Source organism: Paenibacillus cymbidii (assembly GCF_004764705.1).
Classification (GTDB): Bacteria; Bacillota; Bacilli; order Paenibacillales; family NBRC-103111; genus Paenibacillus_AN; species Paenibacillus_AN cymbidii.
The window spans coordinates 254,200-276,184 of sequence record NZ_SHLX01000007.1 but is presented as its reverse complement, the minus strand read 5'-3'; the positions used below and the strand labels follow the sequence as shown (position 1 = coordinate 276,184).

General features: G+C 54.2%; 14 protein-coding genes and 1 pseudogene. All 15 read left to right on the top strand.

Annotated elements, in window-relative coordinates:
* Nucleotides 1-379: 379 nt before the first annotated feature.
* The 15 genes and pseudogenes from EXY20_RS38875 to EXY20_RS12210 all read left to right on the top strand — a co-directional run bounded on the left by EXY20_RS38875 (nt 380) and on the right by EXY20_RS12210 (nt 21,966).
* On the top strand, nt 380-4,750 hold the full coding sequence (locus EXY20_RS38875; RefSeq protein WP_167859190.1) for a hypothetical protein: 4,371 nt from the start codon (nt 380-382) through the stop codon (nt 4,748-4,750).
* 365 nt (nt 4,751-5,115) lie between these two features.
* Nucleotides 5,116-5,928, top strand: a complete 813-nt coding sequence (locus tag EXY20_RS12275) for a DUF4362 domain-containing protein (RefSeq protein WP_135551308.1) — start codon at nt 5,116-5,118, stop codon at nt 5,926-5,928.
* Nucleotides 5,929-6,050: 122 nt separating this feature from the next.
* Nucleotides 6,051-6,626 carry a uracil-DNA glycosylase family protein gene (locus EXY20_RS12270; RefSeq protein ID WP_167859189.1) on the top strand — a complete coding sequence of 192 codons (576 nt, stop codon included), beginning with the start codon at nt 6,051-6,053 and terminating at the stop codon, nt 6,624-6,626.
* 229 nt (nt 6,627-6,855) lie between these two features.
* Nucleotides 6,856-9,108, top strand: coding sequence for an EAL domain-containing protein (locus EXY20_RS12265; RefSeq protein ID WP_235885697.1), 2,253 nt, complete (start codon nt 6,856-6,858; stop codon nt 9,106-9,108).
* A gap of 26 nt (nt 9,109-9,134) precedes the next feature.
* Nucleotides 9,135-10,766 (top strand): thiamine pyrophosphate-binding protein, encoded by a 1,632-nt coding sequence (locus EXY20_RS12260; RefSeq protein WP_135551304.1) that lies wholly within the window; start codon nt 9,135-9,137, stop codon nt 10,764-10,766.
* A gap of 21 nt (nt 10,767-10,787) precedes the next feature.
* Nucleotides 10,788-11,210: a carboxymuconolactone decarboxylase family protein gene (locus tag EXY20_RS12255; RefSeq protein ID WP_235885695.1), complete on the top strand. Its 423-nt coding sequence runs from the start codon at nt 10,788-10,790 to the stop codon at nt 11,208-11,210.
* 156 nt (nt 11,211-11,366) lie between these two features.
* A complete protein-coding gene (locus tag EXY20_RS12250) occupies nt 11,367-15,101 on the top strand; it encodes an S-layer homology domain-containing protein (protein ID WP_167859188.1) in 3,735 nt (1,244 codons plus the stop codon).
* Nucleotides 15,102-15,521: 420 nt separating this feature from the next.
* Nucleotides 15,522-15,749, top strand: a complete 228-nt coding sequence (locus EXY20_RS40635) for a GGDEF domain-containing protein (RefSeq protein WP_135551300.1) — start codon at nt 15,522-15,524, stop codon at nt 15,747-15,749.
* A gap of 2 nt (nt 15,750-15,751) precedes the next feature.
* Nucleotides 15,752-16,123, top strand: a complete 372-nt coding sequence (locus tag EXY20_RS12240) for a TspO/MBR family protein (protein ID WP_135551298.1) — start codon at nt 15,752-15,754, stop codon at nt 16,121-16,123.
* A 353-nt stretch (nt 16,124-16,476) separates the two neighbouring features.
* Nucleotides 16,477-16,671 (top strand): DUF255 domain-containing protein, encoded by a 195-nt coding sequence (locus EXY20_RS12235; RefSeq protein WP_167859187.1) that lies wholly within the window; start codon nt 16,477-16,479, stop codon nt 16,669-16,671.
* A 155-nt stretch (nt 16,672-16,826) separates the two neighbouring features.
* Nucleotides 16,827-17,084, top strand: coding sequence for a hypothetical protein (locus tag EXY20_RS12230; protein WP_135551294.1), 258 nt, complete (start codon nt 16,827-16,829; stop codon nt 17,082-17,084).
* The gene (locus tag EXY20_RS12225) at nt 17,074-17,469 is read left to right on the top strand and encodes a pepsin/retropepsin-like aspartic protease family protein (protein ID WP_135551292.1); all 396 of its coding nucleotides are present in this window, start codon (nt 17,074-17,076) and stop codon (nt 17,467-17,469) included. The genes EXY20_RS12230 and EXY20_RS12225 overlap by 11 nt, the downstream gene beginning before the upstream one ends.
* A gap of 206 nt (nt 17,470-17,675) precedes the next feature.
* Nucleotides 17,676-17,984: a transposase gene (locus EXY20_RS40630; protein WP_135551290.1), complete on the top strand. Its 309-nt coding sequence runs from the start codon at nt 17,676-17,678 to the stop codon at nt 17,982-17,984.
* A 583-nt stretch (nt 17,985-18,567) separates the two neighbouring features.
* Nucleotides 18,568-20,666 (top strand): annotated as a pseudogene (locus EXY20_RS12215) (thioredoxin domain-containing protein).
* A 337-nt stretch (nt 20,667-21,003) separates the two neighbouring features.
* Complete coding sequence (locus EXY20_RS12210) at nt 21,004-21,966, top strand: ABC transporter permease (protein WP_235885685.1); 963 nt, start codon at nt 21,004-21,006, stop codon at nt 21,964-21,966.
* Nucleotides 21,967-21,985 lie beyond the last annotated feature (19 nt).

The following is a 21,985-nucleotide window of genomic DNA, read 5'->3' as shown; positions in this document are numbered from 1 at the left end:
GCTAGGAACGTATCATCTCCTTGAAAGTGGACGGCACCGTCGGGTACGGGGAAGTAACATCCACTACGAGCGGATCATTATTGACTGATCGGATTATGACGGTTCGATTGGACATTCACTGAATAGACATGGTTGAAATGGTGATGTCGATTGGAGGGAAACATTGCGCGAATATAGTAAACGCCGATCCGGCAACAGAACGAACCATTCTGGAAATACGCATATACAGAGGCAAACTATTGGTGCGGACAAGATGTCGCAATTGCATGGTCTGCACCGATCGATCGGCAATCAGGCGGTAGGTCGATGGTTGCAAAGCGGCGGTGCAGATTCATATATGGCGGCACCTTCATCACGCTTGCAGATGAAGCAAGAACCGGTGGCACTGGGGACGGAGTACCAGGCGGTCGAATCGCAAGCAGTCGAGCAATCGGCGGTTGAGCAATTGGCGGTGGAGCAGCCGGTAGTCGAGGAACCGGCAGTGGAGCAGCCGGTGGTGGAGCAATCGGTAGTGGAGCAATCGGCAATGGAGCAATCTGCGGTGGAACAACCGGCAGTCGAGGAACCGGCAGTGGAGCAGTCGGTAGTCGAGCAATCGGCAGACGAGGAACCGACAGCCGAGCAGTCAGCAGTGGAGCAATCTGCGGTAGAGCAATCGGCAGCTGAGCAGACGGTAGTGGGGCAATCGGCAGTGGAACAACCGACAGTGGAGCAACCGGTAGTGGAGCAATCTGGGGCAGAGCAACCGGCAGCCGAGCAGCCGGTAGTGGAGCAATCAGCAGTCGAGGAACTATCGGTGGAGCAGTCGGCAGTCGAGCAGCCGGTTGTGGAACAGTCGGCAGTGGAGCAACCGGCAGTGGAGCAGCCGGTAGTGGAGCAGTCGGCAGTGGAGCAACCGGTAGTCGAGCAATCGGCAGCGGAACAACCGGCGGTCGAGCAGCCGGCAGTGGAACAACCGGAAGTCGAACAACCGGCAGTGGAGCAGTCGGTAGTGGAGCAACCGGTAGTCGAGCAATCGGCAGACGAGCAGCCGGCAGTGGAGCAGTCGACGGTGGAGCAACCAGCAGTGGAGCAATCGGCGGTGGAGCAACCGATAGTAGAGCAATCGGCGGTGGAGCAATCGGCAGTAGAGCAACCAGTAGTGGAGCAGCTGGCGGTGGAGCAGTCGGCAGTGGAGCAGTCGACGGTGGAGCAACCGGCAGTGGAGCAGCCGGCGGTGGAGCAGCCGGCAGTCGAGCAGCCGGTAGTGGAGCAATCGGCGATGGAACAACCGGCAGTGGAGCAGTCGGCAGTGGAGCAATCGGCCGTCGAGCAGCCGGCAGTTGAACAACCGGCAGTGGAGCAATCGGCGGTGGAGCAACCGGCAGTCGAGCAGCCAGCAGTGGAGCAATCGGCCGTCGAGCAGTCTGCAGTGGAACAATCGACAGTCGAGGAACCAACAGCAGAGCAATCGGCGGTCGAGGAATCAGCAGCAGAGCAATCAGCGGTTGAGAAACCGATCGTGGAGCAATCGGCGGTTGAGGAGTCAGCGGCAGAGCAGCCGGCAGTCGAGGAGTCGGCGGCGGAGCAACCGGCGATCGAGGAATCAGCGGCGGAGCAGCCTGCGGTAGAGGAATCAGCGGCGGGGCAACCGGCGGTCGAGGAATTAGCGGCGGAGCAGCCGGCGGTTGAGGAACCAGCAGTGGAGCAACCGGCAGTGGAACAGTCGGCGGTGGAGCAGTCGGCAGTCGAACAGCCGGTAGTGGAGCAATCGGCAGTCGAGCAGTCGGCAGTCGAGCAGTCGGCAGTCGAGCAGTCGGCAGTCGAGCAGTCGGCAGTCGAACAGTCGACGGTGGAGCAACCAGCAGTGGAGCAATCGGCGGTGGAGCAACCGATAGTGGAGCAATCGGCGGTGGAGCAATCGGCAGTAGAGCAACCAGCAGTGGAACAATCGACGGTGGAGCAACCGGCAGTGGAGCAGCCGGCGGTGGAACAACCGGCAGTCGAACAACCGGCAGTCGAGCAGCCCGTAGTCGAGCAATCGGCAGTGGAGGAACCCGCAGTCGAGCAATCGGCAGTTGTGCAGTCGGCAGTAGATCAGTCGGCAGTCGAACAACCGGCAGTAGAGCAGCCGGCGGTGGAACAATCCGCAGTTGAGCAATCGGCGGTGGAACAGCCGGTAGTCGAGCAATCGGCAGTAGAGGAACCCGCAGTCGAGCAGTCGGCAGTGGAACAGTCGACGGTGGAGCAACCAGCAGTGGAGCAATCGGCGGTGGAGCAACCGGCAGTGGAACAACCGGTAGTCGAGCAATCGGTCGTGGAGCAAACCGCAGTCGAGCAACCGGCAGTGGAGCTGTCGGCCGTCGAGCAGCCGGCAGCGGAGCAACCGGCCGTGGAGGAACCGTCAGTCGAACAATCGGCGGTGGAGCAGCCGGCAGTCGATCAATCGGCGGTGGAGCAGCCGGCGGTGGAGCAGCCGGCAGTCGATCAATCGGCGGTGGAGCAGTCGGCGGTGGAGCAGCCGGCAGTCGAGCTACCGGTAGCGGAACAACCGGCAGTCGAGCAACCGGCACTCGAGCAGTCGGCAGTGGAGCAGCCGGCAGTCGAACAACCGGCAGTCGAGCAGCCGGTAGTGGAGCAATCGGCGGTGGAACAACCGGCAGTCGAGGAACCGGCAGTGGAGCAGTCGGCAGTGGAGCAATTGGCCGTCGAGCAGCCGGCAGTTGAACAACCGGCAGTGGAGCAATCGGCGGTGGAGCAACCGGCAGTGGAGCAATTGGCAGTCGAGCAGTCTGCAGTGGAACAATCGACAGTCGAGGAATCAACAGCAGAGCAATCAGCGGTTGAGAAACCGATCGTGGAGCAATCGGCGGTTGAGGAGTCAGAGGCGGAGCAACCGGCGATCGAGGAATCAGCGGCGGAGCAACCGGCGATCGAGGAATCAGCGGCGGAGCAGCCGGCGGTTGAGGAATCAGCGGCGGAGCAGCCGGCGGTTGAGGAATCAGCGGCGGAGCAGCCGGCGGTCGAGGAACCAGCAGTGGAGCAATCGGCAGTCGAGGAATCAGCGGCGGAGCAGCCGGCGGTCGAGGAATTAGCGGCGGAGCAGCCAGCGGTTGAGGAACCAGCAGTGGAGCAACCGGCAGTGGAACAGTCGGCGGTGGAGCAGTCGGCAGTCGAGCAGCCGGTAATGGAGCAATCGGCAGTCGAGCAGTCGGCAGTGGAGCAATCGGCAATCGAGCAACCGGTAGTGGAGCAATCGGCGGTCGAGCAACCGGCAGTGGAGCAGTCGGCAGCGGAACAACCGGTATTCGAGCAATCGGTCGTGGAGCAATCCGCTGTCGAGGAACCTGTAGTGGAGCAGTCGGCAGTGGAACAACCGGCGGTCGAGCAGTCAGCAGTCGAACAATCTGCTGCCGAGCAACCTGCAGTTGATCAACAGGCAGTGGAGCTGTCGGTGGTGGAGCAATCCGCAGTCGAACAACCAGCAATAGAGCAACCGGTAATGGAGCAGTTGGCAGTGGAACAATCCGCAGTGGAGAAATCGACGGTGGAAAAGCCGGTAGTCGAGGAACCGGCAGTGGAACAGTCGGAAGTGGAGCAGCCGGCGGTGGAACAATCCGCAGTGGAGCAATCGGCGGTGGAACAGCCGGTAGTCGAGGAACCGGCATTGGAGCAGCCAGCAGTGGAACAACCGGTAGTCGAGCAATCGGTCGTGGAGCAATCCGCAATCGAGCAACCAGCAGTGGAGCAGTCGGCAGTCGAGCAACTGGCAGTGGAGCAACCGGCGGTAGAGGTACCGTCAGTCGAACAATCGGCAGTGGAGCAGCCGGCAGTGGAGCAATCGGCAGCGGAACAACCGGCAGTCGAGCAACCGGTAGTCGAGCAAGCGGCGGTGGAGCAGCTAGCAGTCGAGCTACCGGTAGCGGAACAACCGGCAGTCGAGCAACCGGCAGTAGAGCAACCGGCAGTCGAACAACCGGCCTTCGAGCAACCGGCCGTCGAGCAGCCGGTAGTCGAGCAATCGGCGGTGGAGCAGCCAGCAGTGGAGCAATCGGCGGTAGAGCAATCAGCAGTCGAGCAGCCAGTCGTGGAGCAATCGGCAGTCGAGCAGTCGGCAGTCGAGCAACCGGCACTCGAGCAGCCGAAAGTGGAGCAACCAGCAGTCGAACAATCGGCTGTCGAACAACCGTCGGTGGAGCAATCGGCAGTCGATCAACCGGCCGTCGAGCAGCCGGCAGTGGAGCAACCGGCAGTGGAACAACCGGCAGTGGAGCGGTCGGAGGTGGAACAACCGGCAGTCGAACAACCGGTAATCGAGCAACCGGCAGTCGAGCAGCCGGCAGTCGAGCAACCGGCAGTAGAGCAGCCGGTAGTAGATCAGTCGGCGGTGGAGCAACCGGCAGTGGAGCAGCCGGTAGTAGATCAGTCGGCGGTGGAGCAACCGTCAGTCGAGCAATCGGTAGTCGAACAACCGGAAGTGGAGCAGTCGGCGGTGGAGCAGCCGGCAGTCGAGCAACCGGCAGTCGAACAACCGGTAGTCGAGCAGTCGGCGGTGGAGCAGCCGGCAGTCGAGCAACCGGCAGTCGAGCAGGCAGTGGAGCAACCGTCAGTCGAGCAATCGGTAGTCGAACAACCGGAAGTGGAGCAGTCGGCGGAGGAGCAGCCGGCAGTCGAGCAATCGGCAGCGGAACAACCGGCAATGGAGCAACTAATAATGGAGCAACTGGCAGTTGATCCTCAGGCGGCGGAGGAACTGGCAGACAAGCAGTAGTCATTCGATCGACAGTCAGCGCATCAGGGACACAACTTCTAACGGGATGATCTCGCTGGCGATTACAGTAACGTAAAAACATGCCAGAAATACAACTTTTTCGATAGGAGCAAAGGGGAGGACGGGCAATCCACTAACGGGCCGGCTCCGAAATGTTCATTCAGGTGTTCCGCAATATTATGTTGAGGAATAATCTTGCCACAAGGCTGTCCCGACCAATGGGGCAGCCTTGTGGTTGTTTCGAGCGCCGCGGCCATTCACCACATTCTTGTCTGCAAAGTCTTACGTTTCTTGCGGAATGCGTCGAGTTGAAATCAAGCAACAATCGGGAAATCATTTACGTCCTATGGGAGAGGTGATGGGGAATGAAACGTTTTTTTCCGCTGCTCGCGCTGGCATTTCTTGTGATACTGGCCAACTGCCAGTCCGGCAAGCCGAAAGAAGCGGCGCGATTTGCTGTTAGCACGGCTTCTCCTGCTGCAAGCGTTATTCCGGGAACACCGCAGGTGATAATCAGCCGCGGCTTCGATTTTGGCAGTGTGAACCCGAAAGCTTATGGTGTGTTTGATGCCAAAGTGGATATCGACGCGTTTGCCGATGCGGTTCAGAGCGCGAAACGCATGAAGGGGATACTGGATGTCCGCAATCCCGACTACGACGCCGTTATCGACAATGGAGGGAAACGGCAATCGATTCATTTGTGGCTGGACGCGAAGGAGACGTTTGGCATGTTCATGTACACGTCAGACACCGGCACGGGCTATACACTGACCGAAGCGGCAACCAAACGATTGCGCGAGCTCGTGCAGTCCATACGATACGGACCGGAGCAGGCGGAGAAAAACGGGGACGTTGTGTTTGCTCTGAACGGCATCAAGAACGGGAATGTCTGGACCGATTTCCTGCAACAAGTCCAAAATAGAAGCAGTCAAACGGTACAAATAACCGCTTATACGATTGAAGGGGATCCGATTTTTTACAATCTCGATTTTGACGGTGCCGTCATTCGCTATCGCTACGATACGTCTCATGACCACTTCGGCACGCCACTCAAACAAACTGATTTTTGCCGCAAAATCGAAAAAGACGTCAGCAAGCTAGGGACAGTGTATTATTTGGAAGGATGCGGCGAGAACAATGCCAAACGCAACGAAACGTTTGCCCTGAAGTGGAGGTAGTCGAACAGTCAGGTTGATGACGAATGGGCATTCAGCGTGTCAGCGGAATCCCCGACAGCGCATTTTTCTGCCCGCCCCTCTGTAAACTAAGATGAACTCAATTTAGGCGGGAGGCGATTGGCTTGGGGCATTTTCGCACCACTATTAATGGGAATGGAGAGTCATTTGACACGCTGGCAGATATACTCCCTGAATCCGGAAGTCTAAATATCCTCATTGTGGCGAAAGTTCCGGCGCCGACCAGTGTTGCAATCGGGCATTACTTTCAGGGTCATCAAGGACAAATGTTTTGGAGCGGATTAACGAAAGCCGGACTGCTTTCGACGCTCCCCGATGAATTCGAGGATGAAGCCCTGATGCGCCATCGAATCGGGCTAATGGACATCGTGAAAAAGCCGAAGGAGTATGGAATCGAGCCAACGAAGGAGGATTATCGGCAGGGAGTGGACCGCATCATGCGTGCCGTGTTCACGTACCAACCAGAGATGTTGATTTTCGTGTATAAGAAAGTGCTTGATCAGATCCTCAAACATGGATTCCGGGAGCAGATAAAAACCCGGTACGGACTAAACGAGCACCTTGACCTTTTGTTCCGATCAAAGGTATTCGTGTACCCGATGCCTGGTGTTGGTAGGCTTAACAAGGAAGCAATCGATCGGGCGATGGACGAACTGGTGCGAGAATGTTTGCAACGGTAAAGGAGATATTCTCGGAATACCCGGACTGCTCGAAAAAATGGATCCTTATCGTCCCTACCGGCCCAGTTCGCCTGGGGCGGCAATGGCCTTCGAATAAAAGTGATTATTCCGATTATTCGAAAAATGATCGCGTTTTTTCATAATTGATCGCACTCCAAGGAGGAATTATTATCGACATGTAGAATTAGTCCTTTTCACCATCCAGGCTGTCGTCGCGGGAGGGATTATTGTGAGCGGAGTTGGCGGAATTCAAGAGTTAGTAGCGGAGTCGCGGCAATTTTGCAAGGAAATAGGGATGGACCCGAAGGATATTCCCTTTCCGCAAGTGGTTATGACATCCGAAGAGCTGGAACGTAAGCGCAAAGAATACGAGGAAATTTTATCGGTGGTGCAATTTTTTGGAGACAAGGTGCTGAACTCGCTGAAAGGTACCCCGCTGCTTCTTTCGGTTACTAATGAAAGCGGGTACATTTTGCACATGATGGGTGACGAAACGATCCGGAATATGGTCAACCAGCTTGGCATTCGCCCGGGGATCCAGTTCACGGAAGAGATTATGGGGACCAATGTAGTCAATTTATCGCTTAAATATCATGACCGGCCGATTCAATGTATCGGTACGGATCATTATCACGAATATTTGCACCAGACAGCCTGTTACGCGGTTGCTTTCCATAACTGGGACTTGAACCAGCTGCTGGGAAGCGTCGTTATCATGACAGGCATTCAGTTCCAGAATCCGCTGATGGTGACGATGCTCTCCACAACCGTCGATTCCATCGAACGGGAACTGATGCTGCGGAAGCAAAACCGCTCACTCGATTTTTTAAATCAAATCTTGATGGATAATGCGCGCAACGGCATTGTATTGACGGACCGGAAGGGCGAGGTAATCGGATTCAGCCATTCCGCCCAGATCATTACCGGAGTGCCCAAGGAGCGCATCATCCATCAATCGGTACAAACGTTGCAGCCCATGGGCGCTTTTATCAGCGAAGTTCTGCGCAATGAGCAGAAATATGAGGATATCCAGATCGAAATCGAGGAAAGCAACCTGGTGTGCCTGTTCGACGCGTTCCCGCTTTATGACGAGCACAAGCAATTGACCGGCGCTTTTGGGCAATTCCGGGACATTACGGAACGTTACGAGGCGCAAGAGAAATATAATTATTTGGCCAATCATGATGAATTGACCGGTTTGCCGAATCGGCGGTATTACAAAGAAAGGGCGATTGCGCTCCTGCAAAAAGCCAAAGAGGAGGAAATGAACGATCCGATCGCATTTATTTATCTAGACCTGGATCGATTTAAAATCGTCAACGATACGCTAGGCCACTCTAATGGCGATTTGCTACTGAAACAGGTGGCGAATCGACTGGTCGGATGTCTGGAACCCGGTGATCTCGCCGCCAGGATGGGGGGTGATGAATTTATGTTTCTTCTTCCCCGCGTCACAGACCCCGGTCAAGTGATTCAGCGTGTTGACCGCATGCTTATGCTGTTCCAGCAGCCGTACAGCATGGATGGCTATCAATTCCATATCACGGCGAGCATCGGAATCTCGCTCTATCCTGACGATGCGCAGGACATCGAAATGCTGATGATCCATGCGGACACAGCCATGTACAATGCGAAGCGGCGCGGCAAAAACCGGTTTGCCATTTACGCGGCGGAGATGAATACCAAATCGCATGAAAAAATTATGATGGAATCGTCGCTGCGACTCGCACTCGAGAACAACGAATTCCGGCTGTATTATCAGCCTCAGATCGATATCAAGACAGGACAAATCAAAGGCGTCGAGGCGCTGATTCGCTGGCTCCATCCCGAGCGGGGGATCGTGCCGCCGTCCGAATTCATTGCCTTGGCCGAAGAAACCGGACTCATCATTCAGCTTGACCAATGGGTGCTGCGCACGGCGTGCCTGCAGCAAAATCTGTGGCGGGAGAAAGGGCTGCCTCCGATTCGGGTTTCGGTCAATTTATCATCGCAGCAATTTACCAGTGATGCGCTTGTGACATCGGTGCGGGAAATTTTGCAGGAAACGAACCTGGATCCGAGCTTGCTCGATCTCGAAATAACAGAGACCATGACCATGGATGTGGAATATACGATCCAAACGCTTCAGCAGCTGCACGAGCTCGGCGTGCAGATCAGCATTGACGATTTTGGCACCGGTTATAGTTCGCTCAACTATTTGAAACGGTTCTCCATCGATCGGCTTAAAGTCGATCAATCGTTCGTAAGGGATATTTTGTCCGACACGAACGATGCCGACATTGTCGGCACAATTATCGCCATGGCCCATAACCTGGGGCTGGAGGTCGTGGCCGAAGGAGTGGAAACGAAGGAGCAGCTCCGTTTCCTGCAATACCAGAAGTGCAACGAGGTGCAAGGCTATTACTTCAGCAGGCCGATTCCGCCGGAAGAAATCGAGATGAAGTACTTGAACATGCTCGATTTGGTTAAGAAAATTTATTGACGAGCGAAGGGCGCTGATCGAATTTCATGCAGACCGTAGCGAAGACGTTGGTTCAACATTTGAAGCAATGGCAAATCACGCATGTATTTGGCATTCCGGGCAAGCCGGTGACGCCGCTGATTCTGGAGATGGATCGAAACGGCATTACGTTCGTGCTGTGCAAGCATGAATGCGGAGCGGGATTCGCGGCAGCCGGATATGCAACGGCCAAAAGAACGCTGGGCGTTGCGCTCGGCACAGCAGGTCCGGGCGGAACAAACATGCTTACGGCGGCCGGTCAGGCCAAGGCGACGCATACGCCGGTGCTATTCTTGACAGGCCAGCCGCCGATCAAAGAAATTGGCAAGGTGCTCGGTCAAGACAGCACGATGTTCGGCACCGACCTCGTTCGCATGTTCGAATCGGTAACCAAATTCAGCGCGCGGGTGGAGCGGTCGGATTTGCTGGAAGTGTATCTGAGGCATGCGATCGAACAAGCTTGTACCGGCGTTCCCGGCCCCGTCCATCTGTCGATTCCGCTCGACGTACTGTTCGAGGAAGTTCCGGCTTTCCGGCTGGAAATGCAGCCGCAAGCTCAGCTGAAAGCTTCGAATTTGGACGAAGTGGTGGAAATACTCGATTCGGCCAGACGGCCGATCATTCTGGCAGGCATCGGCGTACATACTGCGCAAGCTTATCGCGAATTGGAAGCGTTTGCGGAACGCTGGAACATCCCCGTAATGACGACCCCTGGAGGCAAGGGGACGTTCCGCTCCCGGCATCCGTTGTCGCTCGGACCGTTCGGCCTTGGCGGTTGTCCGGAAACGGAAGTGTACATGCAGGATCGTATCGACGTGATGCTCGTATTGGGCAGTCAGCTTAGCGACCTGGAGGTGCCGGGCCTGACTCCGGCCGTTTACCCGCGGACGCTGATCCATTTCGATCACGACCTGCGTTTCATCGGCAAGGCGATCGACGTTCCGACCATTCCGGTGCTTGGCAACCTGAAAGCGAATCTGCAGGCCATTCTGAAACGCGACCAGGGAGCGCACGGCAGAATACAGTCGATTCATCTGAGTGCAGCCACCCAAGAGAATGAGAGCAAGCCGACAGGCAACGGTTATATGTCCGGGCGGCAAGTCATGCATACACTTCGCGAAGCATTGCCCGGAGAAGCGATTATGTTTGGCGATGCAGGCAGTCATTCGTTTTATGCGATTAAACATTATGAGATCGAGGAGCCGGGTACCTTCTTTTTTGAAGAGGTATTTGCCTCCATGGGGCGGGCGATCGGGTATTCGATTGGCGCTCAAATCGCCAAACCGGACCGGGTTGTCGTCTGTTTGACCGGCGATGGCTGTATGTTCATGAATGGCACCGAAGTGTCGACTGCCGCCAACTACGGAGCGCCTGTGCTGTTCATCGTGTTTAATAACGGAAGTCTGGACATGGTGGACAAAGGGATGGCGCGTCATTTGGGCCGGGCCGTCGGAACGGTATATTCGCCGCCGCTCGATGCGGCAAGATTCGGGCAGTCGATGGGCGCCGCCTCTTATCGATGTACAACGGAGTACGAACTGCGTCAGGCGGTCGCCGCGGCTTTGCGCGAACAACGAACGGCGGTTATCGACATCATCGTCGATCCGAACGAAATTCCACCGACGATGAAGCGGGGATAAAAGGAGAGGGGAGCGACGGCGATGAGCGAACTGGTCGATGGGCAACAAACGACAAAGGAGCGTTATGCGCGCGGCAAACAAACGTTGATCCGTATGGTTGGAGAGGAGGGCGCCGACAAAATCGAGGAGATCCGGCGATATTTTCCCGAGTTCGGACAGCTGCTTGTCGCTTTCGGGTTCGGCGATTTGTATTCAAGTCCCGTGTTCGATCTTAAGCAACGAGAAATGATTACGCTCACGTCGTTGATTTCGCAAGGAGCGACAGAGCAGCTTCCGTTCCACCTGCACGCAGCGCTTAATGTAGGGCTGACACCCGACGAAATTTTGGAAATTGTCCGGCACTGCGCCGGTTATGTAGGATTCCCCAAAGCCTGCGGCGCCCTTGATGTCGTCCGGCGAGTTTTCGCCGAGCGCGGTGTGACTGGATGTACATACGCTGACTGACGAAATGAATGGATAAAGCAAATAAGAACTCAGAGCTGAGTGAAGGCGGCTTTGGGTTCTTTTTTTGCCTGCGGTGTCCAGAAAATGTCTAGAATGGCCGTCTAGAATGTAATGAAAGTAAAGAATAATGATTGCTCCGAGGTGACGGTTATGCTGATGAAAGAAAAAAGATGGTATTGCGGGTTTTTATCATTGATGCTCCTGGCGATGAGCTTGTCCGGTGTGGGTTGGGCCGGAAGGGCAAGCGCCAACGGGGGCGGCAGTGTCATGCTGCAGAATGTGACCGCCTTGGCTGCCAATGACAGTGCGGAGTTAAAGGCGGAAATTCTCAGCTACGACACGAACAATCGAGTGGTGGAAACAGGATTCCAGATCTGGCTGTCTTCCGCTGGGGCCACGCCTCCGGCAAGTCCGGCCAATGTTCCGGGGACCATCGATTCCGACGGTTACATTTACGGTTATGCTACTGGACTGGCCGACAATACGGAATATTACTTTCGACCTTATGCGAAAACGGAGGACGAACTTTTCAGCTACGGCGATCCGACGACGGTAACAACGGCCACGCTGGCGGCTATGAACGGGCAGAAATGGATCACCAGAGCGTCGGGCTTATCAAAAATAACACTGGAAAACGGGACGCCAGCCGCCGATATCGAATGGCCTGACGAGGTCGAATTTGTGTTCACCGACGGGAGCAAAAAGAATTCTCCCGTTACCTGGGAAGACAAGGAAAACTATGATTCGATTATGGAGGACGGAGGGCAACTCAGCTTCGAAGGCAATATCGTGCTGCCGAATGGCAGTACAGACGTCATTCACCCTTCTTGGAACGGCCATTTGTACTTTGCGGTCACGATAGTAGTCAAAGCGTCGAATATCGTCGCCGTGGACGAAATTGCCGAGACAACGGTGCCGGTAGGGGCGACTTTGCAGCAAATGACCGACAAGCTTCCACGCAATATAGACGTTGATCTGGCCAACGGCAAGCGGAGAACGGTTTCGTTGGAATGGGATTCCGGTTCTCCCGCATTTGTGCCGGATACGCCGGGCATGTATACATTTACGGGAACGCTCACCAGCGATGGCGAATTGCGCAACGACGACGAAAGGAAAGCGGTCGCGATCGTACATGTCGTCCCTTATCTGTGGCAGTTGGTTGGCCCGGCAGGCTTTACCGCGGGAGAAGTGACATCCGTCTCTTTCGTTTTCGACAACGCGGGCACTCCCTATGTCGCTTTCAAAGAAAGTACGGGCAGCTTGATTCATATCATGAAGTTCAACGGAACGGACTGGACAAGTGTCGGCGGTGCCGGCTTATCCGGCGGAGCGGGGAATTCGGTGTCGCTCGCTTACGATGACATGGCCGACAAGCTCTATGTCGCCTATTCGGACGGAGAGATGAGCGGAGCAGTGACCGTAAGGGTGTTCGATTCGGGTGCGAACCAATGGATTCCCGTCGGTACTGCCGGTTTCTCCGGCAATGCGGCGGCGGAGATTTCGCTGGCGGCGGATTCGAACAACAACATGCTGTTCGTCGCCTACGCGGATGGCGGCCAACAGGGGCGTGTAACGGTCATGAGCTATGACGGGAGCGCTTGGACGGTCGTCGGGACGCCCGGATTTTCCGTGAATCAGATTCGTGCGGTGACGTTAACGGCGCTCTACGGCAGCGTGATGCTCACCTATGAAGATGCCGCAGCGCCGCATGCGCCTTACGCATGGCTTAAGGAAGTATATCAATCCGCGTTTAATGCCCAGCCTCAGCTGACATCCGCTTCTTCGTATTTGGCGCATGCTGCCGGCCAATATCAGAAGTACGCGATTTTCGAAGATTCGCAGGGCGTTCAATACAAGGAATTTTATTATGGCGCCTGGCAGAACGGACCGGTTACTCCCTTCACGGATTATCCGGTGCACACGTTGGACATTATCGAGGTGAAGACCGGGGACTATAGTTATGCTCCATACCTCGCTTATACCGACAGCGCCGATGGAGACAAAGTGACGGTCAAACGATTGCAGGACGGCGAATGGCTGGCGATCGGCAGTACGGCATTCACTGCCGGCGCCGCGCAGGAATTGAAGCTGCGCTTCGCGAACGGCATGCCATATGTCGCGATCAAGGACGGGGCGCAGGGCGGCAAGCTTACCGTGCTTCGATATGCGCCTGTCCTGTTGCCGATCATTCAGACGACAGCCGCAGAGAACGTCGGGACAACGACGGCGGTCATCGGCGGGAACATGACAGCGGATGGCACGCCTACCGCGACGGAACGAGGCGTAGTCTACTCGACCTCGCCGAACCCGGCGCTTGGCGGCCCCGGCGTCCATACGAAGACCGATGCCGCAATCGGCATCGGCATCTACAAGCTTAGTTTGTCCGATCTGTCGCCTGGCACCACCTATTACGTGCGGGCCTATGCGATCAACTCGAGAGGCAGCGTTTACGGAAACGAAGTGACCTTTACGACAGCGTCTGTCAATACGGACAACGACTCCAACACTGGCGCAAGCCCCGGGCCGGGCGCAAATACAGTCGCTACGCCTGTGCCGACGCCGACGCCGATGAAGCCGAAGAGTCTGAACGTTACGGTCAGCGACGGGGTCAACGGCGCGGCGCAGCCGGCCGACACCGCTGTTACGCAACGGATCGGCGGTTCGTTGGATCTGAAGGCGAAATTGTTTGCTCTGGACGGCAAGCCGATTGATGTTCCCGAATTCACCGTGAAGAATGGAGAAGCCTTCGAACTGCCGAACGTACCGGCCGGACAATACAAAATGCTGCTTCAGGTCAAGGCTCCTTCGGGGGAAACGCTTGTCGGCACGATGGCGACATTGACAGTGGCGGCGGATGGCAACGTAACGATCGTGGCGGAATTGATCGATCCGTACGGGATCATTACCGATTCCGTGACGGGCAAGCCTGTGGACGGCGTCAAAGTTACGCTGCATTGGATGGATACGGAATTGAATCGGTCGAAGGGGCGAACGCCGCATGAACTGATCGTGTTGCCTGTTCTGCCGGACTTCGCTCCGAATCAGAACAAAGACCCTCAGTTCAGCAGAGATGGCGGGCAATACGGCTGGATGGTTTTCCCCGATGGGGATTACTACATCTTGGCCGAGAAGGAAGGTTACGAGCCGTACGACAGCCGGAACGATTCGCACGAGGCGACATTCGGCGAAGACAGCTTCATCCGGGATGGCAATATTCACGTCGGACGCACGATTGTGAAATACGACTTCGAGATCGATCCCGTTCTGAAATCAACCGGAGAACATAAGCCTTACATGCTAGGCTATCCGGACGGCAATTTCCTCCCCGAATCGGGTATATCACGGGCGGAAGTGGCGGCGATTCTGAGCCGAACGATGGCACAAGACGACGGCAAAGCAACCGAATATGCCGGCTTTGCCGATGTGTCGTCCGGGCATTGGGCGGCTAAAGATATTCGCACCGCATTCGCAAATGGTTGGATGAAAGGCGGTACCGAAGGTTCGTTCCAGCCGGAGCGCAAACTGACCAGAGCCGAATTGGCGCAAATTCTTGTGCGGCTGCCCGGTTGGCAGACAAACGGGCAAGCCGCGGCAACCTTTACGGACACGAAAAGCCATTGGGGTGCCGCAGCGATAGAGAATGCAGCGGGGACAGGCTGGATTAGCGGGTTTCCGGATGGCTCGTTCCGACCGGATCAACCGATTACTCGCCAGGATACGGTTCGAATCTTCAACAAGCTGCTGGGCCGTATTCCGCAAAAAGACGGCATCGCACCTTACTGGCCGGATGTCCCTGCTACTCATGAAAATTTTGCCGACATTATGGAGGCGTCCATCGCGCATCGGTACGCATTGTATGAGACAGGAACAGAGGTTTGGTTAGGGCATTAACCCATCAAGAAAGCTCCGGTACTCCTGCGCCATGCAAGGGAGACGGGGCTTTCTTTGCATTTGTCGCTATCCCAATTCGCCGCTCCGGAGTATAAAGGGAAGTGCGGGTGCAAGTTGCCTGTGCTCTTCTTTGTTTACAGCCTTATTCATGTCGTAAACGCCTGCTGGCGGTTTATCCCCAAGTAAACGAATTGGGAGAACGAGGGATTGGGCGCAGGCACACCATTGATGCGGATAGAGCCTGGTAGGAGCGCAGCTTGTTTGGAGTTGAAATGGCTCAAATCTATGGATTTGTTGAGTCTTATTATGATACTGAAAGCGACATTTGCCTCTGTCACATGATACGTCATGAATAGTTCTGCATAGTTGAATGGAATGTGTACAGGATATCAAATCATTTCTGAGACAGAGATGTAGGTATTGGAAAATAAATTAAAGAAGTATGCCACGACAGATCCGTTAACATCGTTATATAACCGAAGGTTTTTTGACCAGAAGCTGAAGGCGGAGATGCTTCACGCCAAGCGTCATCAACGACCACTGTCGATCCTATTGGTCGATATTGATAATTTCAAAGAAAGAATAGTTATAAATCGGTTCTTTAACAATAATAATAATAAGTATATACGGGACAAGCGGAGGCGGTAATCATGTCTTTGGCCATTGTAGTGTTTATTATTGTTGTTTTATCATTTTCCCTTTCAGGGTTATTATTTCCGATTGATCGACAATGGTATCGTACATTAAAAAAGCCTTCCTGGACACCTTCGGGTAAAGTAATCGGTATGATTTGGGCGGTGTTATATGTCCTGATTGCTCTGTCCCTTGCCATCGTTGAGTATAAGGTTGGTTTGAAGAATACGAGTATCGTTTACATCGCGTTATTGATCTTCTTTGCGACTTTGCCTTACTCTACTCTGGCAGCCCTATTGTTAATTCCTTATGTTCTATGGTCTGTTATCGCCACTTATTTGGCTTGGACGATTTCTAGATACAATCCATCGTATAACGTGCGTGTATAAGATAGTTTCCGGAAGTGTGGCCAATGCTTTCACCTTCCTTTATGGACACTCTTGCCGTGAATGCCCGACTGTAAACCTCCGAACGGATACGGGGGACTGCATGATCGAGCTCCTCTCTACAAGGCCGATCGTTACTTGCAACGTAGCACAGTGGGACGAGCCATTAATAGAGCGAGATTGGTAGTTTGGGCATGTACTCCGTCGCACGCGCCGAACGATTAGCCTCTATCTGAACAAATCCATGGATATGTTGAGTCTGCGTTTTTGCCCTTTCATCGGGAGCATTTCTTTTTTGGATTTCGGGCAGCACGAATTGTTATAATGGAGATAGCAGTATATTTCCTGAAACAACAATGAAAGGGTGCTTCCTGATGAAGGAATTCCTTACTGACCGAGACCGGAAAGCCAACCGGCTAATCAATGAGAAATCCCTCTATCTGCTCCAACATGCTTATAATCCTGTTAACTGGTATGAATGGGGAGAAGAAGCGTTTTCCAAAGCGTCTAGGGAGAGCAAGCCGGTATTTTTGTCCATCGGTTATTCCTAGCTTCGGCTAAATAAAATAGGAAAAGTGACTTTTATCAACCTGCCATTGGTGAGATGTTCGCATAAATCATTATTTTTTTGCACATAAGAAAAGTAGCCGCGTATGACAATATCATTTGGTATAATCAAATTATTACAACCAAAGTAGGTGATTATATGCTCTGGACGGAAGTGCGCGAGTTGTTCCCGAATCAATTCGTATTGCTGGAAGAGTTGAAATCGCATTACGAGGACAGCAAGCTTCATATAGAGGAAGTGGCGGTCATCAAGCCGATTCCGGATTCGCAAGAAGCCATGAAAGAATTATTTGCCGCTAAAGATGAACGTTTTGTTTACCATACGTCTAATGAAAATATTATCGTCGAAGTTAGATCCAAGCCGATGCTTAGGAGAATCCCTGTTGATGAATCTTGAATACAAGAATGGACTGTTATTCTCGTCAATAATGATTATTCATCGAGGGCACATCATAACAATACCAGATGTAGTTGTAGACACAGGCGCGGCTGAATCGATTCTATCCATTGATGCGGTTGAGCCTCTTTTTGATTCTTACGAACCAGAGGATCAATTGCGGTTCATGTTCGGTATTGGTGGGAGAGAAGCCTCAATACGCAGAAAAATTGAACAAGTTACATTCAATTCATTCTCCAGTTCTGACTTCTATATTGATTTTGGAAAAATCGGAGAATATCCAGGAATCAATGGTTTGATTGGACTGGACATATTGATTTCCGGTAACTTCGTTATTGATCTAGCGGAACTGCAGTTGCATTCCCTAAATAATGGGAAACTATAAGTGGATGAAACAACAATACAAAAAATGAATGGATCGATATAGTCTGGCAAAAGGCGGTTTCACGTTTTGCGACTTTCGATAAAAATATTAAGAAAAAATCGGAGCGTTAACGAGTGCTCCGATTTTTTCATTTTGTTTAAAAACGACGACCGATTTAAGTATTATGTTGGGAATAAATTATTTTTTGATTATCCATTTAACTCAGGATGCTCTTTCGATGCGAATGTAAGTTTGGTAAAAATGAATCAAACGTATGTTCGGGAGTGGTTTTGGTGGCTAAAAAAGAACCGATGAATCTAATTCAGTTTCAAAAAGCATTCCAAACGGAAGAGGCATGTCATAATCATCTCATGAAAATGAAGTGGCCTGAAGTTTTTCGATGCCCAAAGTGCCAACATGACAAGGCTTATGAGATTACAACACGCAGCTGCCATTATTTGAATGCGTCCGTTGTGGCCATCAAACCACCGTCATCGCAGGCACGATTTTCGAGAAGACGCGCACTGACCTCGTGAAGTGGTTTTGGGCCATCTTTCTGATCGCTCACGATAAGCGGGGCGTTTCGGCCGCGTACCTATCGGAGGAGCTCGGCATAGCATATCAGACCGCATGGACGATCGTAGGCATTCCATTCGGCGTAAGGATCGCGACGAAAATCACGGCCCCAACCTCGAAACATGCTTGTGTAGCCTTTTTGCAAAGCGTGGCCGTTAAGAACAAAGCAGGTACGGGCACCGTTATTAATAAAATTGCGCACAACGGCAAATTCCTTCAATATACGTCGCCCCGAGAATGAAACGACGAATACCTATTTAATGAAAAAATAGTATTTTGATTCAGAACTCGTCTAGAAAGGGTTGAAAATTGAGTGAATCGAACGCACGTTTGAATATATTACACCAACATTAGTTCGAATATTTGGAGGTTCCTGAGCAAACTGGAGAATCAAAATTTTTATTTATAAATGACACTGAAAGCCCAGGTATAAAAACCCGACATTCATTTAACATGAGTGTTGTGGGTTTTTCTTTTTGTTTTGGAGTATGATAAGCTCAACGCAAAGACAAAGATATCCATAACTCAAGGAGGTGATGCCCCATGACAACGCAAAGCAAACCCAATAGATTAGCCAACGAAAAGTCTCCGTACTTGTTGCAGCATGCGCATAACCCGGTCGACTGGTTCCCTTGGTGCGAAGAAGCTTTTGACAAAGCTAAGCAGGAGAATAAACCTGTCTTCCTATCTATTGGGTATTCCTAGTGCGATTTTAGTCCACATGCCATTGGTGCCACGTAATGGAGCGAGAAAGCTTCGAAGACGCAGAAGTCGCTGCGCAGTTAAACGAACATTTCGTTGCGATTAAAGTCGACCGCGAGGAGCGGCCGGATGTCGATAATTTGTACATGGCGGTCTGTCAGGCGATGACCGGGCAGGGCGGGTGGCCGTTGACGGTGCTGCTGACGCCGGAGAAGAAGCCGTTTTTTGCCGGGACGTATTTCCCGAAGCAGCGCAAGTACGGGCGATACGGGCTGATGGACATCCTCGGCCAAATCGCCGGGAAATGGCAGGACGAGGAGGAGCGCGAGCGCATCCTGGACATCGGCGAACAAGTCGTCGCGGAAACGCAGGCGCGCATGTTGTCCAACATGGAAGGCGAGCTCGACGACAACGCGCTGGAACGCGCGTTTGAGCAATACGAGCGCACGTTCGATGCCGAGAGTGGCGGGTTCGGCGCGAAGCCGAAGTTCCCGACGCCGCACAATTTGTCGCTGCTGCTGCGGTATCACCGCCGCACGGCCAACGCCAAGGCGCTTGCCATGGTCGAACAAACGCTCGACGCGATGTACCGCGGCGGTCTATACGACCATATCGGCTACGGCTTCGCCCGCTATTCCACGGACGAGCGCTGGCTGGTGCCGCACTTCGAGAAGATGCTGTACGACAATGCGCTGCTGGCGATGGCTTACATCGAAGCGTACCAAGTGACCGGCAAGGAAGGGTACGCGGAGGTGGCGGAGCAGATTTTCGCTTATGTGCAACGCGACATGACGCACCCGGAAGGCGGTTTTTATTCGGCGGAGGACGCCGACTCGGAAGGCGTGGAAGGCAAGTTTTACGTCTGGACGCCGGAAGAGGTTCGGCACGTGCTTGGCGAAGAGGACGGCGAACTCGTCAACGAGCTGTTCGATATTACGCCGGAAGGCAATTTTGAAGGCGCCAGCATCCCGAATCTGATCGGCGCGTCGCCCGAGCAGTTTGCCGCGCGCAAGCGGATGCCCTTGGAGCAACTGGAACGGCGAGTGGAGGCAGCGAGGGAGAAGCTGCTCCGGCATCGCGAACAGCGCGTGCATCCGCACAAGGACGACAAGGTTCTTACGTCGTGGAACGGGCTGATGATTGCGGCGCTGGCCAAAGCGGCGAAGGCGCTGGATCAGCCGGCCTATGCCGCGGCGGCGGCGCGGGCGGCCGACTTTATTCTCGCGAAGCTGCGCCGTGAGGACGGAAGGCTGCTGGCGCGTTATCGCGACGGCGATGCGGCATACCTCGGGTATGTCGACGACTACGCGTTCCTCGTCTGGGGGCTGATCGAGCTGTACGAGGCCACGTTCGAGCTGCGCTACATGGAGGAAGCGATCCGGCTGAACGCCGACATGCTGCGGCTGTTCTGGGACGACGAAAAAGGCGGCCTGTTCTTCTACGGCTGCGACGCCGAGCAGCTGTTCACACGGCCGAAGGAAAGTTACGACGGGGCGATGCCGTCGGGCAATTCCGCAGCAGCGCTCAACCTACTCAAGCTGGCGAAGCTGACGTACGACGCGGCGCTGTCGCAGCGCGCCGACGAGCAGCTGCGCGCGTTCGCAGGCGCGCTGCAGCGGTACCCGGCCGGCCATGCGCTGATGCTGGCCGCGCTCGATTTTGCGCAGAGCCCGGGCAGGGAAATCGTGATCGCCGGCGATTCGGCCAAAGAGGAGACGCGCGAGATGATTCGCGCCTGTTACGGCCGGTTCGCGCCACATGCGGTCACGATCCTGCATCCGCCGGGCGACGCCGGGCAAGCGGTGCGCAAGCTGCTGCCGCTGGCCGAAGGCAAGCCGGCGCTCGGCGGCAGGGCCACTGCGTATGTGTGCGAAAACTACGCCTGCCACTCGCCGGCGGCGGATCTTGGCGAACTGGAAGAGGCGCTGATGGCGGAATAGCGCTGTGACAGCGAAGTGAATAAGGTAGCGAAACAGAGGCAATGCTCCTAATTCGGGGCATTGCCTCTTTTTGCGTGCAGCCGCAGTTTCCGAGCTTTACGATGAATTGGCGAGATTCATTTGCATCGGTTACCATACGTTTTTTTAGATTGGCGACGAAACGACCGGTATTCTAAAGAATCGTATTCCCCTCGGAAGAGGTGTATCTTGTGCGCCTGGAGGGGGCTTTGTAAGATGGGGGGGGAAGCGCGACGAAAACGCTGCCATCATTGCCGCAGCGGCATGGAGGCTTTGGCGAAGGCGCGACAGAAACGAATCAAGAAAGGAGAGGAAGCCATTGAACCATGCAGCGCCCCTTGTCAATGATCCGGCGAAAGGACGGAACGGCTGGACTGCAGCGGTCAAAAAAGGATGGGCGCGCTCCAAGTATCTCCATTTATTGGCGTTGCCGGGGGTTCTGTTCTACCTGATTTTCAATTATGTTCCGATGTACGGTGTCCTGATCGCGTTTCAAGATTTTCAGCCGATGAAGGGGGTATGGAGCAGCCCCTGGGTCGGTTTCGATCAGTTCGCTGCATTTTTTCAGCACATGTACTTTTGGCGAGTGATTCGCAATACGTTGCTGCTAAGCGTTCTGGAGCTATTGTTTGTTTTTCCGCTGCAGATCTTGTTTGCCATCCTCCTGAACGAGGTACGAAGCCGGTTCTACAAACGATTCGTGCAGACGGTAAGCTATTTGCCGCATTTCATCTCGCTGCCGGCGATCGTCGGGATGTTGTTCATGTTCCTCTCGCCACAAGACGGTCCGATTAATATGCTGCTGGTGAAATGGTTTCATATGGAGCCCATCAACTTTATGGGGCAGTCGGCTTGGTTTCGGCCGCTCTACGTCGCATCCGACATTTGGACGCAGCTTGGCTGGGGCGCCATTATTTATTTGGCCGCTCTGACGAACGTTAACCCGGATATGTACGAGTCCGCCTCGCTCGACGGAGCCAATCGCGTGAAGATGATCTGGCACATCACTTTGCCCGCGATTCAGCCTACCATCATGATTATGCTGCTGCTCCAGATCGGCAAAATGATGTCGCTCGGTGCAGACAAGGTGCTGCTCATGCAGTCTCCCATCACGTACGAGGTATCGGATGTCATCAGCACTTTCGTGTATCGGCGCGGTCTTGAGTTCGGCGAATACAGTTTCGCGACGGCGGTCGGATTTTTTAACTCGCTGATCAATATCGGGCTGTTGCTCAGCGCCAACTGGATCGTCAGGAAGACGACCGACAACAGCCTGTTCTAGGGGAATTCAACGCCAAGTC

Bases quoted from the DNA above. Each gene is read 5' to 3' on its own strand.
- EXY20_RS12275 (WP_135551308.1), top strand. From the start codon at position 5,116: ATGAAACGTTTTTTTCCGCTGCTCGCGCTGGCATTTCTTGTGATACTG.
- EXY20_RS12260 (WP_135551304.1), top strand. From the start codon at position 9,135: ATGCAGACCGTAGCGAAGACGTTGGTTCAACATTTGAAGCAATGGCAA.
- EXY20_RS12255 (WP_235885695.1), top strand. From the start codon at position 10,788: ATGAGCGAACTGGTCGATGGGCAACAAACGACAAAGGAGCGTTATGCG.
- EXY20_RS12250 (WP_167859188.1), top strand. From the start codon at position 11,367: ATGAAAGAAAAAAGATGGTATTGCGGGTTTTTATCATTGATGCTCCTG.
- EXY20_RS12240 (WP_135551298.1), top strand. From the start codon at position 15,752: ATGTCTTTGGCCATTGTAGTGTTTATTATTGTTGTTTTATCATTTTCC.
- EXY20_RS12235 (WP_167859187.1), top strand. From the start codon at position 16,477: ATGAAAGGGTGCTTCCTGATGAAGGAATTCCTTACTGACCGAGACCGG.
- EXY20_RS12230 (WP_135551294.1), top strand. From the start codon at position 16,827: ATGCTCTGGACGGAAGTGCGCGAGTTGTTCCCGAATCAATTCGTATTG.
- EXY20_RS12225 (WP_135551292.1), top strand. From the start codon at position 17,074: ATGAATCTTGAATACAAGAATGGACTGTTATTCTCGTCAATAATGATT.
- EXY20_RS40630 (WP_135551290.1), top strand. From the start codon at position 17,676: ATGCTCTTTCGATGCGAATGTAAGTTTGGTAAAAATGAATCAAACGTA.